At 72.1% G+C, this 13,225-nt stretch carries 15 protein-coding genes; 3 read left to right on the plus strand and 12 right to left on the minus strand.

Going from position 1 to position 13,225, the window contains the following annotated elements:
• Positions 1–162: 162 nt before the first annotated feature.
• Positions 163–747 (minus strand): flavodoxin family protein, encoded by a 585-nt coding sequence (locus ACFWJO_RS09300; protein ID WP_386864128.1) that lies wholly within the window; start codon positions 745–747, stop codon positions 163–165.
• Positions 748–880: 133 nt separating this feature from the next.
• Here ACFWJO_RS09300 and ACFWJO_RS09305 point away from each other — a divergent pair, with 133 nt between their 5' ends.
• Positions 881–1,267: a winged helix-turn-helix transcriptional regulator gene (locus tag ACFWJO_RS09305; RefSeq protein WP_386864129.1), complete on the plus strand. Its 387-nt coding sequence runs from the start codon at positions 881–883 to the stop codon at positions 1,265–1,267.
• Positions 1,268–1,287: 20 nt separating this feature from the next.
• On the opposite strand, the gene mutM is transcribed toward ACFWJO_RS09305, so the two are convergent.
• From mutM to ACFWJO_RS09350, 9 genes are all read right to left on the minus strand, one after another.
• Positions 1,288–2,181, minus strand: a complete 894-nt coding sequence (gene mutM, locus ACFWJO_RS09310; protein ID WP_386864130.1) for a bifunctional DNA-formamidopyrimidine glycosylase/DNA-(apurinic or apyrimidinic site) lyase — start codon at positions 2,179–2,181, stop codon at positions 1,288–1,290.
• Between the two features lie 127 nt (positions 2,182–2,308).
• Positions 2,309–3,085, minus strand: a complete 777-nt coding sequence (rnc, locus tag ACFWJO_RS09315) for a ribonuclease III (protein WP_386864131.1) — start codon at positions 3,083–3,085, stop codon at positions 2,309–2,311.
• A gap of 19 nt (positions 3,086–3,104) precedes the next feature.
• Entirely contained in the window at positions 3,105–3,278 is a 174-nt protein-coding gene (rpmF, locus tag ACFWJO_RS09320) for a 50S ribosomal protein L32 (protein WP_030195083.1), read from the minus strand.
• A 2-nt stretch (positions 3,279–3,280) separates the two neighbouring features.
• Positions 3,281–3,886 carry a YceD family protein gene (locus tag ACFWJO_RS09325; RefSeq protein WP_386864216.1) on the minus strand — a complete coding sequence of 202 codons (606 nt, stop codon included), beginning with the start codon at positions 3,884–3,886 and terminating at the stop codon, positions 3,281–3,283.
• Positions 3,887–4,044: 158 nt separating this feature from the next.
• On the minus strand, positions 4,045–5,124 hold the full coding sequence (locus ACFWJO_RS09330) for a cell division initiation protein (RefSeq protein ID WP_386864132.1): 1,080 nt from the start codon (positions 5,122–5,124) through the stop codon (positions 4,045–4,047).
• Between the two features lie 109 nt (positions 5,125–5,233).
• A complete protein-coding gene (gene coaD, locus ACFWJO_RS09335; protein WP_384417042.1) occupies positions 5,234–5,725 on the minus strand; it encodes a pantetheine-phosphate adenylyltransferase in 492 nt (163 codons plus the stop codon).
• 26 nt (positions 5,726–5,751) lie between these two features.
• Positions 5,752–6,333: a 16S rRNA (guanine(966)-N(2))-methyltransferase RsmD gene (rsmD, locus tag ACFWJO_RS09340; RefSeq protein WP_386864133.1), complete on the minus strand. Its 582-nt coding sequence runs from the start codon at positions 6,331–6,333 to the stop codon at positions 5,752–5,754.
• A gap of 82 nt (positions 6,334–6,415) precedes the next feature.
• Positions 6,416–8,617, minus strand: coding sequence for an ATP-dependent DNA helicase RecG (recG, locus tag ACFWJO_RS09345; protein WP_386864134.1), 2,202 nt, complete (start codon positions 8,615–8,617; stop codon positions 6,416–6,418).
• 213 nt (positions 8,618–8,830) lie between these two features.
• Complete coding sequence (locus ACFWJO_RS09350) at positions 8,831–10,411, minus strand: DAK2 domain-containing protein (protein ID WP_386864135.1); 1,581 nt, start codon at positions 10,409–10,411, stop codon at positions 8,831–8,833.
• A 235-nt stretch (positions 10,412–10,646) separates the two neighbouring features.
• On the opposite strand from ACFWJO_RS09350, the gene rpmB reads away from it, so the two are divergent.
• On the plus strand, positions 10,647–10,832 hold the full coding sequence (gene rpmB, locus ACFWJO_RS09355; RefSeq protein WP_003957616.1) for a 50S ribosomal protein L28: 186 nt from the start codon (positions 10,647–10,649) through the stop codon (positions 10,830–10,832).
• 137 nt (positions 10,833–10,969) lie between these two features.
• Here the strand turns inward: rpmB and thiD are convergent, their stop codons facing one another.
• Both thiD and ACFWJO_RS09365 read right to left on the minus strand, forming a co-directional pair.
• The gene (thiD, locus tag ACFWJO_RS09360) at positions 10,970–11,782 is read right to left on the minus strand and encodes a bifunctional hydroxymethylpyrimidine kinase/phosphomethylpyrimidine kinase (protein ID WP_386864136.1); all 813 of its coding nucleotides are present in this window, start codon (positions 11,780–11,782) and stop codon (positions 10,970–10,972) included.
• Positions 11,779–12,741: a thiamine-phosphate kinase gene (locus tag ACFWJO_RS09365; protein WP_384417007.1), complete on the minus strand. Its 963-nt coding sequence runs from the start codon at positions 12,739–12,741 to the stop codon at positions 11,779–11,781. Before ACFWJO_RS09365 ends, thiD begins: the two co-directional genes overlap by 4 nt.
• Before the next feature lie 233 nt (positions 12,742–12,974).
• Between ACFWJO_RS09365 and ACFWJO_RS09370 the strand changes: the two genes are divergently transcribed.
• Complete coding sequence (locus tag ACFWJO_RS09370; RefSeq protein ID WP_384417004.1) at positions 12,975–13,208, plus strand: Lrp/AsnC ligand binding domain-containing protein; 234 nt, start codon at positions 12,975–12,977, stop codon at positions 13,206–13,208.
• Positions 13,209–13,225: the final 17 nt, after the last annotated feature.

Genomic DNA, 13,225 nt, shown 5'->3' on the forward strand with positions numbered 1-13,225 from the left:
AGGGTGTGGGGGGGGGGTTCCAACTTAGGGGATGGTGGTCGGTGGGGAACCAGGGCTTTTGTTTTCGGACCCCGCTCCCCCCCGCCCTCACCCGTGGGCGAAGGGCCCCCGCCACCGAAACGGTGCCGGGCCCCTTCCGCGTGTGGACCCTGGTCGGGCCGGTCAGGCCGCGGCCTTGCCGAGCACGAAGGTGCGGGCCGTGGTGGCGACACGGCGGCCGAGGTGCTCGGCGGTGGCGATGTCGGCCTTGTGGACGCCCTCGGGGCCCAGGTCGTTGTGGGTCTGGGCGGCGGCGCCGGAGAAGAAGCCGAGGCGGTTGATGTCGTTCTCGGAGGCCTCGCTGGTGTTCCAGCCGGGCTTGAGACCGAGGTTGACCCAGGTCATGCCGTGCTGGCCGGCGAGGGTCTGGAAGAACTGCAGGGTGTGCAGCTTGTCGCCGCTCTTCGAGCCGGAGTTGGTGAATCCGGCGGCCAGCTTGTCCTGCCAGGCGTCGGCGAACCAGCGCTTCGAGGAGGCCTCGGCGAACTGGTGGAACGCGCCGGACGCGGTGCCCATGTAGGTCGGCGAGCCGAAGACGATCGCGTCGGAGCCGTCGAGGAGCTCCCACTGCGCGTCGGTGATCTCGTCGACCCTGATCAGGTGGACGGTGGCGCCGGCCTCGGCGGCACCGGCACGGACCGCCTCGGCGAGGACGGCGGTGTGGCCGAAACCGGAGTGGTAGGCGATGGAGACGACGGGGGTGGTCATGGAGGGACTCCTCGGCGAAAGGCGTGAAGGACGGCAGGGGAACGACAGGAAGTAGAGCACTAACTTTTGGAAAGCGCAATAGAGGAGTTAGCGCTTCCTGGCGCACAGCGCTGCGCGCGCGTATGGTAGGTGCATGACTGACGACCTCGCCTACGACGTGTTCGCGAAGTCCTGCCCCTCGCGCGGCACCCTGGAGCACGTGACCGGCCGCTGGGGCAGCCTGATCCTGGGCGCGCTCCACGAGGGCACGTTCCGCTTCAACGAGCTGCGGCGCAGGGTCGACGGCGTGAGCGAGAAGATGCTGTCCCAGACGCTGCACGCGCTCGAACGCGACGGCCTCGTCCACCGTGACGCCCAGCCCACCAATCCCCCGCGGGTCGACTACCGCCTCACGCCGCTCGGCCGCGAGGTCGCAGACCAGCTGCTCGGCCTGATCCACCTGGTCGAAGGCCGGATGGACGAGGTGCTCGCCGCCCGCGAGAGCTACGACAACGGGCAGCCGGCGACGGCCGCGCCGTAGCGCCGGTCACCCCGCGCGCATCAGAGCGTGACGCGCGGCGGGCGCTGGCAGCGCGGGCAGAAGTAGCTGGAGCGGTTCATCCACGGGCGCCGGCGCATCGGAGTGCCGCACCGCCGGCACGGCTCGCCTTCCCGCCCGTACGCGTCCAGGGACCGGTCGAAGTAGCCCGACTCGCCGTTCACGTTCACGTACAGGCTGTCGAAACTCGTGCCGCCGGCCGCGAGTGCCGCGTTCATCACGTCCCTGACGTGCCCGAGCAGCTCGGCCGCCCGCGGCCGGGTGATCGTCGCCGTCGGCCGCTCGTAGTGCAGCTTCGACCGCCACAGCGCCTCGTCCGCGTAGATGTTGCCGACCCCGCTGATCAGCGACTGGTCGAGCAGCGCCCGCTTGACCGTGGTGCGCCGCAGCCGCAGCGCGGTGGCGAAGGCCGCGTCGTCGAAGGCGGGGTCCAGCGGGTCGCGCGCGATGTGCGCGATGACGTCCGGGAGCCCGTCGGCACTGTCCGGGGCGGTGTCGTGCAGCGAGAGGCCGCCGAAGGTCCGCTGGTCGACGAAGCGCAGCTCGGTCCCGGCCACGCCCGCGGCGAGGTCGCCGCCGGACGGGGCGAAGCGGATCCGGATCCGCAGGTGCTTCTCGTCCGCCGCGTCCTCGGGCTGCACGAGCAGCTGGCCGCTCATCCCGAGGTGGCCGAGCACGGACGCCTCACCGCCCTCGAGCGGCAGCCACAGGTACTTGCCGCGCCGCCGGGCGATCCCGAAGCGCTGTCCCTTCAGCCGTGCGGCGAAGTCCGCGGCACCCTCCGGATGGCGCCGCACGGCCCGCGGGTGCAGCACCTCCACCTCCGTGACGGTCCGGCCCGCGACCCACCGCTCAAGACCGCGTCGTACGACCTCGACCTCGGGCAACTCGGGCACGGGACTCCTCCGGACGGCTCTCTTCGGCTGATGCCCGCAGCCTACAACCGCCCTGACACGACGCTGCCCCCGTCCCCTGGACAGGGGGCGGGGGCAGCGTCGGAAAACGAAGGATGGAACGAAGGGGTCAGGCCGTGGCCTGCTCGTCGGAGGCGTTCTCGGCCTCGGCCGCGGCCTTCGCCGCCGCCGCCGCACGCTCGTCCGCGGCGGCGCGGATCTCGCGCCACGCGGACTCCGCCGCCTGCTGCTCCGCCTCCTTCTTGCTGCGGCCGGTGCCGGTGCCGTACGAGACACCACCGACGCGGGCAGCAGCAGTGAAGGTCTTCTCGTGGTCCGGCCCCTCCTCGCTGACGAGGTACTCCGGAACGCCGAGCCCCTCGGCCGCGGTCAGCTCCTGGAGGCTGGTCTTCCAGTCCAGGCCGGCGCCGAGGTTCGAGGACTTCTCGATCAGCGGGTCGAAGAGCCGGTGCACCAGCTCGGACGCCGCGTCGAGGCCCTTGTCGAGATAGACCGCGCCGATCACCGCTTCGAGGGTGTCGGCGAGGATGGACGCCTTGTCCCGGCCGCCCGTGCCTTCCTCGCCCCGGCCGAGCCGGATGAACGAGCCAAGGTCGAGGCCGCGGCCCACGTCCGCCAGCGCACGCGAGTTGACCACCGCGGCCCGCAGCTTGGCCAGCTGGCCTTCGGGCAGGTCGGGGTGGGTGCGGTACAGCGTGTCCGTGACCACCAGGCCGAGCACCGAGTCCCCGAGGAACTCCAGCCGCTCGTTGGTGGGCAGACCGCCGTTCTCGTACGCGTACGAACGGTGGGTGAGCGCACGCACCAGAAGGGCGGACTCGAGCTGATACCCGAGCCGCCCTTCCAGAAGCGTGTGGGACGAGGCCGAATTGACGTGGTCAGACATCGTGCCTCTCACCGGCCCCTCAGACGGAGAGGACCTGGCGCTTGTTGTAGGTGCCGCAGCTCGGGCACGCGATGTGCTGCTGCTTCGGCTCCTGGCACCGCTCACACGAAACCAGGGGGGTGACCGCAGCCTTCCACTGCGACCGGCGGTGGCGCGTGTTGCTGCGCGACATCTTCCGCTTCGGAACAGCCACGGCTACTTCTCCTGCTTCTCGTCGACACCGGATGCGGCATCGCTCATGTTGTCCTTCTCGTCGGCTCCCAGTGAACCGGCGAGTCCCTGCAGTGCCGCCCAACGCATGTCGACGGCGTCATGGTGGTGGTCCGGGTTGTCGTTCAGGTTGATTCCGCACTCGGAACACAGACCTGCACAGTCCTCCCGGCACACCGGCTGCATGGGCAGTGCGAGCACCACCGCATCGCGCAGCACGGGCTCGAGGTCGAACATGCCGTCCTCGAGGGGGATCATGTCCTCGTCGTCCTCGGCTTCGTCGTCCGCGGCCGCCTTGACGCGGCCCCGGTCGTCGGAGTCGGGGTACGAGAACATCTCCTGGAAGTCCGCGTCGAGCTCCAGCTCGACGGGCTCCAGACACCTTACGCACTCCCCCTCGGCCGATGCACGGGCGGTGCCTGTGACAAGCACCCCTTCCATGACCGACTCGAGACGGAGCTCGATCTCCACCGGGGCGCCCTCGGGCACCGCGATGACCCCCGCGATCCCCAGGTCACCGGGGGCGTCGACCGTGCGGGAGAGCCGCTGCATGGCACCAGGACGCCGCCCCAGCTCGTGCGTGTCGAACACGAGGGGGTTGCGATGGTCAAGGCGCGTGCTCAGGGTTCTTCCTGCTTTCGGATCGTTCACAACGTGAGGGGCTGCCTTGCGCGGGCAGCACTGATCGCGGACATACGCGCGACCGAACAGCCAGAATACTGGACGCTTCGCTCAGGGCCCAATCCGGGTCAGTGACCCTGCTCGTAGCGGCGCAGCTGCTCCAGGTCGATCATGCTCGTGTCGAAGAAGCTGGTCTCGTCCAGCGCCGCGGACGGCGGCTGCTGCTGGACGTGGGGCTGCGCCTGCGGCTGCTCGTAGCCGTACTGCTGCTGGTACGCGTAGGGGTCGGCCTGCTGCGCGGCGTAGGGCGCGGCGTAGGCCGCTCCGGCGGAGCCGGTGCCCGCACCGGCATACGGGTCCTGGACCGGCTGCTGGTAGCCGTACGGGTCCTGGACGGGCTGCTGCTGGTACCCGTACGGGTCTGGCTGGACCTGCTGCGCCGGGATCTGCACCGGCTGGGGCTCGGCGGCCGGCTCCGGGTCGGCCAGTTCCGCGAGGCCGGCCAGGTAGTCGGCGTCGCTGGTGTGCAGCGGGTTGCCCGCCGCGTCCTGTGCGGCCATGTGCTCGCCCAGGGCGTCGCTGGCGATCCGGCCGTGCAGCTTCTGCCGGCCGCGGCCGACCGCCTCCAGCGTCTTGCTGAGGACGGCCTCGAAGGCGCCCAGCTTGGCGTCCACGTAGGAGTCGGCCCGCTGGATCAGGGTCTGCGGGTCCGCGCTGTACTCGGGGGCGTCCTCGTCGGCGTAGCCCTCCGCGTCGACGCCGGGGCCCCGGCCGAGGAGCTTCTCGCGGCCGCGGTCGACGGAGGCGATGGTCTTGTTGAGGACGACCTCGAAGTTGGCGAGCTTGGAGTCGACGTAGTCGTCGGCCTCGGCCCGGATCTCCTCGGCCTCGCGGCGGGCCTCGCCCAGGATCCGCTCGGCCTCGTCCTGCGACTGGCGGGCCACCTGGGTGTCGGAGATCAGCGAACCGCGCTCGGCGTGGGCGGCCTCGATGATCCGCTCGGCCTCCCTGCGGGCCTGCTCGACCATCTGCTCGCGCCCGCCGAGCAGCTCCTGCGCCTGGGCGAGGGAGCCCGGCAGGGCCTCGCGGACCTCTTCGAGCAGCGCGAGCAGCTCGGCACGGTTGACCACGCAGGACGCCGACATGGGCATGGAGCGGGCGCTCCGGACCGTCGCGACGATCTCGTCGAGCTTCTTCTGCACGTCCACCGGTGCTCGCCACTCTCTACAGCTGGATGGAGACGGACGGGACGACTGTAAGGCCAGTCGGCCCCTGTCCGGGACCAGGTGACGGAGCGTCAGCGGCGGTGGCCGGCGGTCACTGCCCCGAGCGGTTCTCGGCGAGCCGCTCGGTGAGCCGGGAGAGCACCGCGGGCGGCACCAGGTGGGAGACGTCGCCGCCCCAGGCCGCGACCTCCTTGACCAGGGAGGACGACAGGAAGCTGTACGTCGGGTTGGTGGGCACGAACAGCGTCTCCACGCCCGAGAGGCCGTTGTTCATCTGGGCCATCTGCAGCTCGTAGTCGAAGTCGCTGACGGCCCGCAGTCCCTTGACGATGGCGGGGATGTCGCGCTGCTTGCAGAAGTCGACGAGCAGGCCGTGGAAGGACTCGACCTCGACGTTCCCGAAGTCGGCGGTGACCTCGCGGATCAGCTCGATCCGCTCGTCGACCGTGAACAGGCCCTTCTTCGACTGGTTGATCATCACCGCGACGTGCACGACGTCGTACAGCTTGGAGGCGCGGGCGATGATGTCGAGGTGTCCATTGGTGATCGGGTCGAACGACCCGGGACAGACGGCGCGGCGCAACTTGGTTCCCTCGCTCTCCGGTCCGGTCATCGTGCGTCTTCGCACGTAGAGGCGGCGCGACCGTACCAAAACGTGCCTTCGCCGTAGCGACGGGCCCGCAGGGGTGCGAAGCCGTCCGGCCAGCCGAACTCGCCGCCGCGGGTGCTGCGCTCCACGGTGACGAGGGCATCCTCGGCGATCCAGCCCCCCGAGCGCATTGTGAGGAGGATCTCCCGAAGATCGTCGTCGGCGACCGCGTACGGCGGGTCGAGGAAGACCAGGTCGTACGGCTCGGCCGGCGCCGGTCCCGACACGATCTGTTCCGCTCTGCCCGTACGGAACTCGGCGCCCGCCAGCCCCAGCGAGCGGATGTTCTCGCGCACGGTGCGCGCGGCGCGCTGGTCGGCCTCGACGAGCAGGGCGTGGGAGGCGCCGCGGGACAGCGCCTCCAGGCCGACGGCTCCGGAGCCCGCGTAGAGATCGGCGACGCGGGCGCCGGCGAGGCCGTGGAAGGACTCCCAGGTGGAGAAGAGACCTTCCCTCGCCCGGTCGGAGGTGGGCCGGGTACCGGTGCCCGGGGGCACCGCGAGTCGGCGTCCGCCGGCGGTGCCGGCGATCACGCGGGTCATCTGGGGTCCTCGTCATCCATAAGCCGTTGCGTAGGCAATAGCTTAGGGCGGCGCGGGCGGGAGGGAGACGGCCGTGCGGCGGTCAGCCCTTCTCCAGGTACTCCTCCCGGTCCTTGTCGAGGAGCGCGTCGAGCGCGGTGCGCAGCGCGGGGTGGCCGGTGAGGCCGGGGTCGGCGAGGACGAGGGCGGTGGCCTCCTCGCGGGCGGCGGCGATGACCTCCTCGTCCTCGATGACGGCGAGCACCCGCAGCGAGGAGCGGACGCCGGACTGGGCCTGGCCGAGGACGTCGCCCTCGCGGCGCTGTTCGAGGTCGATCCGGGAGAGCTCGAAGCCGTCGAGGGTGGACGCGACGGCGTTCAGCCGCTGCCGCGCGGAGCTGGCCTCGGGCATCTCGGAGACGAGCAAGCAGAGACCGGGGGCGGAGCCCCGGCCGACGCGGCCGCGCAGCTGGTGCAGCTGGGAGACGCCGAAGCGGTCGGCGTCCATGATCACCATGGCGGTGGCGTTGGGCACGTTCACGCCGACCTCGATGACGGTGGTGGCGACCAGGACGTCGGCCTCGCCGGCGGCGAAGCGGCGCATCACGTCGTCCTTGTCGTCGGGGTGCATCCGGCCGTGCAGCACCTCGACGCGCAGCCCGGCGAGCGGACCGGCCCGCAGCTGCTCGGCGACGTCGAGGACGGCGAGCGGCGGACGCTTCTCGGCCTCGTCCTCGGGACTCGCCTTCTTCCGGGACTTCTGGTCCTCCTCGTCGCCGATGCGCGGGCACACCACGTACGCCTGGTGCCCGGCCTCGACCTCCTCGCGGACCCGCTCCCAGGCACGGGCCAGGAAGTGCGGCTTGTCGGCGGCGGGCACGACGTGGCTGGCGATCGGGGACCGGCCGGCGGGCAGCTGGTCGAGGACGGAGGTCTCCAGGTCGCCGAAGACGGTCATCGCGACGGTGCGGGGAATGGGCGTGGCCGTCATGACGAGCAGGTGCGGCGGCTGCTTCCCCTTGCCGCGGAGGGCGTCGCGCTGTTCCACGCCGAAGCGGTGCTGCTCGTCGACCACGACCAGACCGAGGTCGTGGAACTGCACCTTGTCCTCGATGAGCGCGTGCGTGCCGATGACGATCCCGGCCTCACCGGTGACCAGGTCGAGCAGCGCCTGCCGCCGGGCCGCGGCGCCCATGGAACCGGTGAGCAGCACGACCTTGGTGGCGTGCTCGGCCCCGCCGAGCATTCCCCCCTCGGCGAGCTCCCCCATCATCTCGGTCACCGAGCGGTGGTGCTGCTGCGCGAGGACCTCGGTGGGCGCGAGCATGGCGGCCTGCCCTCCGGCGTCGACGACGGCGAGCATGGCGCGCAGGGCCACCATGGTCTTTCCGGAACCGACCTCGCCCTGGAGGAGGCGGTGCATGGGGTGGTCGGTGGCGAGGTCGTCGAAGATCTCCCGGGAGACCTTCTGCTGGCCCTCGGTGAGGGTGAAGGGGAGCCTGGCGTCGAAGGCGGTGAGCAGGCCGTCGGGGGCCGGGCGGCGGGCGACGGCGGGGAGCTGGGTCTCGGCGTGGCGGCGGCGCGCGAGCGCGACCTGGAGGACGAAGGCCTCGTCCCACTTGAGGCGGTCGCGGGCGGCGGCGATGTCGGCCTTGGTGCGGGGCCGGTGGATGCGGGTGAGCGCGTCGGGCAGGTCGGTGAGGCCGCGGCCCTCGCGGAGGGCCGGCGGCAGCGGGTCGACGAGGCCCTCCCAGCCGGTGGCGGCCATGGAGTCGAGGGCGATGCCGACGGACTGCTCGATGGTCCAGGACTCCAGCTGCTTGCACGCCGGGTAGATGGGCAGCAGCTCGCTCGCGAAGGCCTTGACGGTCTCGGTGCCGCTGTCGGCGTCGAGCAGCTTGTACTCGGGGTGGGCGAGCTGGAGGCGGCGGTTGAAGACGCCGACCTTGCCGGCGAACATGGCGCGCCGGCCGGGCAGCAGTTCCTTCTGGTGGAAGTGGACGGTGCGGCCGAAGAACACCAGCTGCATCCGGCCGCTGCCGTCGGTGATGGTGACCTCCAGGCGCTGGCCCTTGCCGCGCCCGCCCTTGTTGAAGGTGTGCACGCGCGCGTCGGCGACCTGGGCGACGACGGTGACGTGCTCGTCCAGCGGCAGGTCGGCCAGCGCGGTCAGCTCGCCGCGCTCGGCGTACCGCCGGGGGTAGTGGTGGAGCAGGTCGCCGACCGTGTGCAGGTCCATGTGCTCGGCCATGACCTTGGCGGTGGCGGCGCCGAGCAGGTTCTTGAGCGGGTCAGCGAGCTGCATGACGGCTCCTTCGGGCCCGCACCCGGGCAGCCCTCACCGCCGGGGGTCCGGGGGTCGTCCCCCGGGCAGGCACAGCCTCGGCCGTCACCTTGGCGGTGGCGGCGCCGAGCAGCTTCTTGAGTGGTTCGTCGAGCGCAGGCACGCGATCCATTGCACACCACGGGACTGACACCCGTCGCGCCGCCGCGACGGCGATCCTCGCGGCCGCCCGGGCTACTCGACGCCGACGAGCAGCGGCGGCGCGCCCTCGCCCGCGTGGTAGACGGTGGTGTCGACGGCCAAGTACGTGGTGCGGACGTGCTGTTCGAGGGTCGCGGCGAGGCCGGCGGGCGTGTCGTCGGCGATGACGAGGGTGACCAGCTCGCCGCCCGCGGAGAGCATGCGGTCGAGGACCGTGACGGCGGTGACGGTGAGGTCCTGGCCGATGACGGCGACGTCGCCCTCGATGAGGCCGAGGACGTCGCCGGCCTGGCAGACGCCGGCCGAGGTGAAGGACTGGCGTTCGGCGACGGCGAGTTCGGCGTAGCGGGTGGCGCCGGCCGCGGCCGTCATGGCGACGACGTCCTCGTCGAAGCGGCGGTCGGGTTCGTGGACGGCGAGGGCGGCGATGCCCTGGACGGCGGCGCGGGTGGGGATGAGGGCGACCCGGATGCCCTCGGCCCTGACCTGTTCGGCGGCCGCGGCGGCGATCTGCCGCAGCTCGGTGTCGTTGGGCAGCAGGACGACCTCGCGGGCGTGGGCCCGGCGGATCGCCTCGGCGAGGTCGGTGCCGGTCGGCGTCTCGCCGGGGCGGGCGACCAGGGTGGTCGCGCCGGCCTCGGCGCACAGTCCGGCGAGGCCGTCGCCGGGCAGGACGGCGACGACCGCGCGCCCGGCGGGTTCCGGGCGGGCCTCGAAGTGGGTGACGCGGATGCGGTACGGGCGTCCCGCCTCGACGCCGGCCTCGACCGCCGCGCCGGCGTCGTCGACGTGGACGTGGACGTTCCACAGCCCGTCGCCGCCGACGACGACCAGGGAGTCCCCCAGGTCGTCGAGGCGGCGCTTCAGGGTGTCCACGGCGGCGTCCTCGGCCTCAAGAAGGTAGATGACCTCGTAGGCGGGGCCCGCGCCGGAGAGGCAGTCGCCGAGGACGACCGGTCCGTGCGCGGGTTCGGCGAAGGGTGTCGGCGCCTCGCCGGTCAGGGCCTCCACGAGCGCGCCGAGCACCGCGACCAGACCGCGTCCTCCGGCGTCCACGACGCCCGCGCGGCGCAGTACGTCCAGTTGCCCGGGGGTGTGCTCCAGGGCCGTCCTCGCCCCCTCGTAGGCCCTCCTGGCCACCGTCACGAGTTCCCCGCCGGCCGCGCAGGCGGCGGCCGCCGCGTCGGCGACGGTGAGGAGGGTGCCCTCGACGGGGTGGGCGACGGCCCGGCGGGCCGCCTCGGCGGCGCTCGCGAGGGCGCGGGCGAGGTGGTCGCCGTCGCCGCCCTCGGCGAGGACCGCGGACATGCCGCGGAGCAGCTGGGAGAGGATGGTGCCGGAGTTGCCGCGGGCGCCGATCAGCGCGCCGTGGGCCATCGCCCGTATGATCTCCGCCACGTCGGGGGCCTCCGGGGCTCCCTCGGCGAAGGCCTCGTCGGCGGCCCGGGCCGCGGACTCGACGGTCAGGTACAGGTTGGTCCCGGTGTCGCCGTCCGCGACGGGATAGACGTTGATGGCGTCGATCTCCTCGCGCTCCCTGCCGAGCGCCGCCAGCGCCCCTGCGCACCAGGATCGGACCGCTTCGGCGTCGAGGGTCTGCGGTGCTCGCGGCAACGGGTGGTCCTCCTGTGCTTCGCGGTGGGTTCACCGCAGGGTAGACCCGCGTCCGTCCGGAGCCCGGGGCGGGGGCCCGGCGGACCGTGGTAGTTTCGTTCCACGGAAGCAGTCGTTGTATGCTGCTTCGGTTGCCCGGCACAGTCGGGCCATTCCCCCGGCAAGCCACTTCAGATCCCTGATCCGATCCGGTGCGCCGGATTTCACTGTAAATCTGAAGTCTTTGGAGTGACCCGTGGCTGCCAACTGCGACGTCTGCGGCAAGGGGCCGGGCTTCGGCAACAACATTTCGCACTCGCACCGCCGTACGTCTCGTCGCTGGAACCCGAACATCCAGCGTGTGCGTGCCGTGGTCGGTCGGACGCCGAAGCGGCTCAACGTCTGCACCTCGTGCATCAAGGCCGGCAAGGTCTCGCGCTAATTGGTGCTCCCCCGCGTCAAGCGGGGACAGCCCCGCCGACGTTTCGTCGTAGCGCAGCCCTGCGGTTGCCTTGAAAGGCCGGTTCACCTCGGTGAACCGGCCTTTTGCCATGCCCGGGGCCATGTCCCGGGGACGCCTCAGCGCAGGCGCCAGGCGTGGTCCACCGGGCCGATGCCCCCGCCCAGCGCGAAGCCGGCGGCGATCGCTCCCGTCACATAGGTCTTCGCCTGCCGTACGGCCTCCGGCACCGTCAGCCCCTTCGCGAGCCCCGACGCCACCGCCGAGGCGAGCGTGCAGCCCGTCCCGTGGGTGTGCCGGTTGTCGTGGCGCGGGGCGCGCAGCCACAGTTCCTCCGAGCCGTCCGTCAGCAGGTCCACGGCCTCCTCGGCCGAGGCCGCGAGGTGTCCGCCCTTGATCAGCGCCCAGCGCGGCCCGTACGCCAGGATCGCCTCGGCCGCCCGCCGCATCCCGGCCTCGTCCTCGACGGCGAGGCCGGTGAGCTGCGCCACCTCGTCCAGGTTCGGGGTGGCGACGGTCGCGACGGGGAGCAGCTTCGTGCGGACGGCGTCGAGCGCGGAGGCCGCGAGCAGCGGGTCCCCGTGCTTGGAGACGCCCACCGGGTCCACCACGACGGGCACGCCCGTGGCCCCGGCCGTCCCGGCGAGGAGTTCGGCGACCGTCTCCACCAGCACGGCGGAGGCCAGCATGCCGGTCTTGACCGCCTGGACGCCGATGTCGTCGACGACGGCCCGGTACTGGGCCCGTACGGCCTCCTCGGGCAGTTCCCAGGCGCCCTGGACGCCCAGCGAGTTCTGGGCGGTGACGGCGGTGATCACGCTCATGCCGTGGACGCCGAGCGCGAGCATGGTCTTGAGGTCGGCCTGGATGCCGGCGCCGCCGCCGGAGTCGGATCCGGCGACGGTGAGGACCAGGGGCGGCCGGGAGGTCATTCGGCGCCGCCGAAGTGGTCCCAGCCGCCCTTGCTGTGCCAGGGCGCGCCGTCGACGGTCACCTGGGGCAGTGCGGAGGGGTTGAGGACCTCGCCGATGACCTTCCAGCGGGCGGGGAGCTTCACGTCCGGCGGGAAGGTGGCGACGATCGCGTGGTCCTCTCCCCCGGTGAGCACCCACTGGAGCGGGTCGACGCCGACGGCCTGGCCGATGTCGTTCATCTGGCTGGGGATGTCGATGAGGCCGGAGCGCAGGTCGATGCGGACCTTGCTGGCCTCGGCGATGTGTCCGAGGTCGGCGATCAGGCCGTCGCTGACGTCGCACATGGCGGTGGCGCCGAGGCCGGCCGCCGCGGGGCCCGCGTGGTACGGCGGCTCGGGGCGGCGGTGGGCCTCGACGAAGGCGCGCGGGGAGCGGAAGCCGCGGGAGAGCACCGCGTAGCCGGCGGCGGACCAGCCGAGCCAGCCGGTGTAGGCGACGACGTCTCCGGGCTGGGCTCCGCCGCGGGTGACCGGGTCGTGGTTGCGCAGGTCGCCGAGGGCGGTGATGGAGACGGTGATCGTGTCGCCGCGGACCACGTCGCCGCCGACCACCGCGGCGCCGGCGACCTGACATTCGTCGCGCAGTCCGTCCATGAGTTCGGTGGGCCAGGTGACGGGGAGCTCGGCGGGTACGACGAGGCCGAGCAGGAGCGCGGTGGGCACGGCGCCCATGGCGGCGATGTCGGCGAGGTTCTGGGCGGCGGCCTTGCGGCCGACGTCGTAGGCCGTCGACCAGTCGCGGCGGAAGTGACGTCCTTCGAGCAGGATGTCCGTGCTGGCCACCACGCGCCGGTCGGGGGCGGAGACGACCGCGGCGTCGTCGCCGGGCCCGATCCGCACCGCGGGCGTGGAGGTGAGCCGGGAGGTGAGCTCCCTGATGAGCCCGAACTCGCCGAGCTCTCCGACTGTGCCCTTCACCGCGATTCACCTCGTGTCGTCGTGCCGGCCGCCGCGCCGCTCCGCCGCTCCTCGCCGTGCGGGTCGCGGGCCGTCACCGTGCCGGATACCGTCAAGTAGACCGTCAACTTCTCATGTGCGTGCGCCACCCCGCGTGCGCCTCCGAACCCGGAGGTCTCCCCGCGGCCCGCGGCGACGCGGTACCGTGGCGTCTCTTTCTCCCACAAGATCCTCGTGGCCGCCCTGGAGGTTCCGTGGTACAGGCGTACATCCTTATTCAGACCGAGGTGGGCAAGGCGTCGACCGTCGCCGAGACCATCGCAAAGATCGCGGGGGTGATCCAGGCGGAGGACGTGACGGGTCCGTACGACGTCATCGTGCGCGCGGAGGCCGACACCGTCGACGCGCTGGGCCGCATGGTGGTCGCCAAGGTCCAGCAAGTGGAAGGAATCACGCGCACCCTCACCTGCCCGGTCGTGCATATCTAGCCCCCGTCTACCCTTGG

Source organism: Streptomyces sp. NPDC127092, assembly GCF_042722475.1.
GTDB lineage: Bacteria > Actinomycetota > Actinomycetes > Streptomycetales > Streptomycetaceae > Streptomyces.

What these genes read in the sequence shown, in the direction of transcription:
- ACFWJO_RS09300 (WP_386864128.1), bottom strand. Translation starts at nt 747, where the DNA reads ATGACCACCCCCGTCGTCTCCATCGCCTACCACTCCGGTTTCGGCCAC.
- ACFWJO_RS09305 (WP_386864129.1), top strand. Translation starts at nt 881, where the DNA reads ATGACTGACGACCTCGCCTACGACGTGTTCGCGAAGTCCTGCCCCTCG.
- rnc (WP_386864131.1), bottom strand. Translation starts at nt 3,085, where the DNA reads ATGTCTGACCACGTCAATTCGGCCTCGTCCCACACGCTTCTGGAAGGG.
- rsmD (WP_386864133.1), bottom strand. Translation starts at nt 6,333, where the DNA reads ATGACCCGCGTGATCGCCGGCACCGCCGGCGGACGCCGACTCGCGGTG.
- recG (WP_386864134.1), bottom strand. Translation starts at nt 8,617, where the DNA reads ATGCAGCTCGCTGACCCGCTCAAGAACCTGCTCGGCGCCGCCACCGCC.
- thiD (WP_386864136.1), bottom strand. Translation starts at nt 11,782, where the DNA reads ATGACCTCCCGGCCGCCCCTGGTCCTCACCGTCGCCGGATCCGACTCC.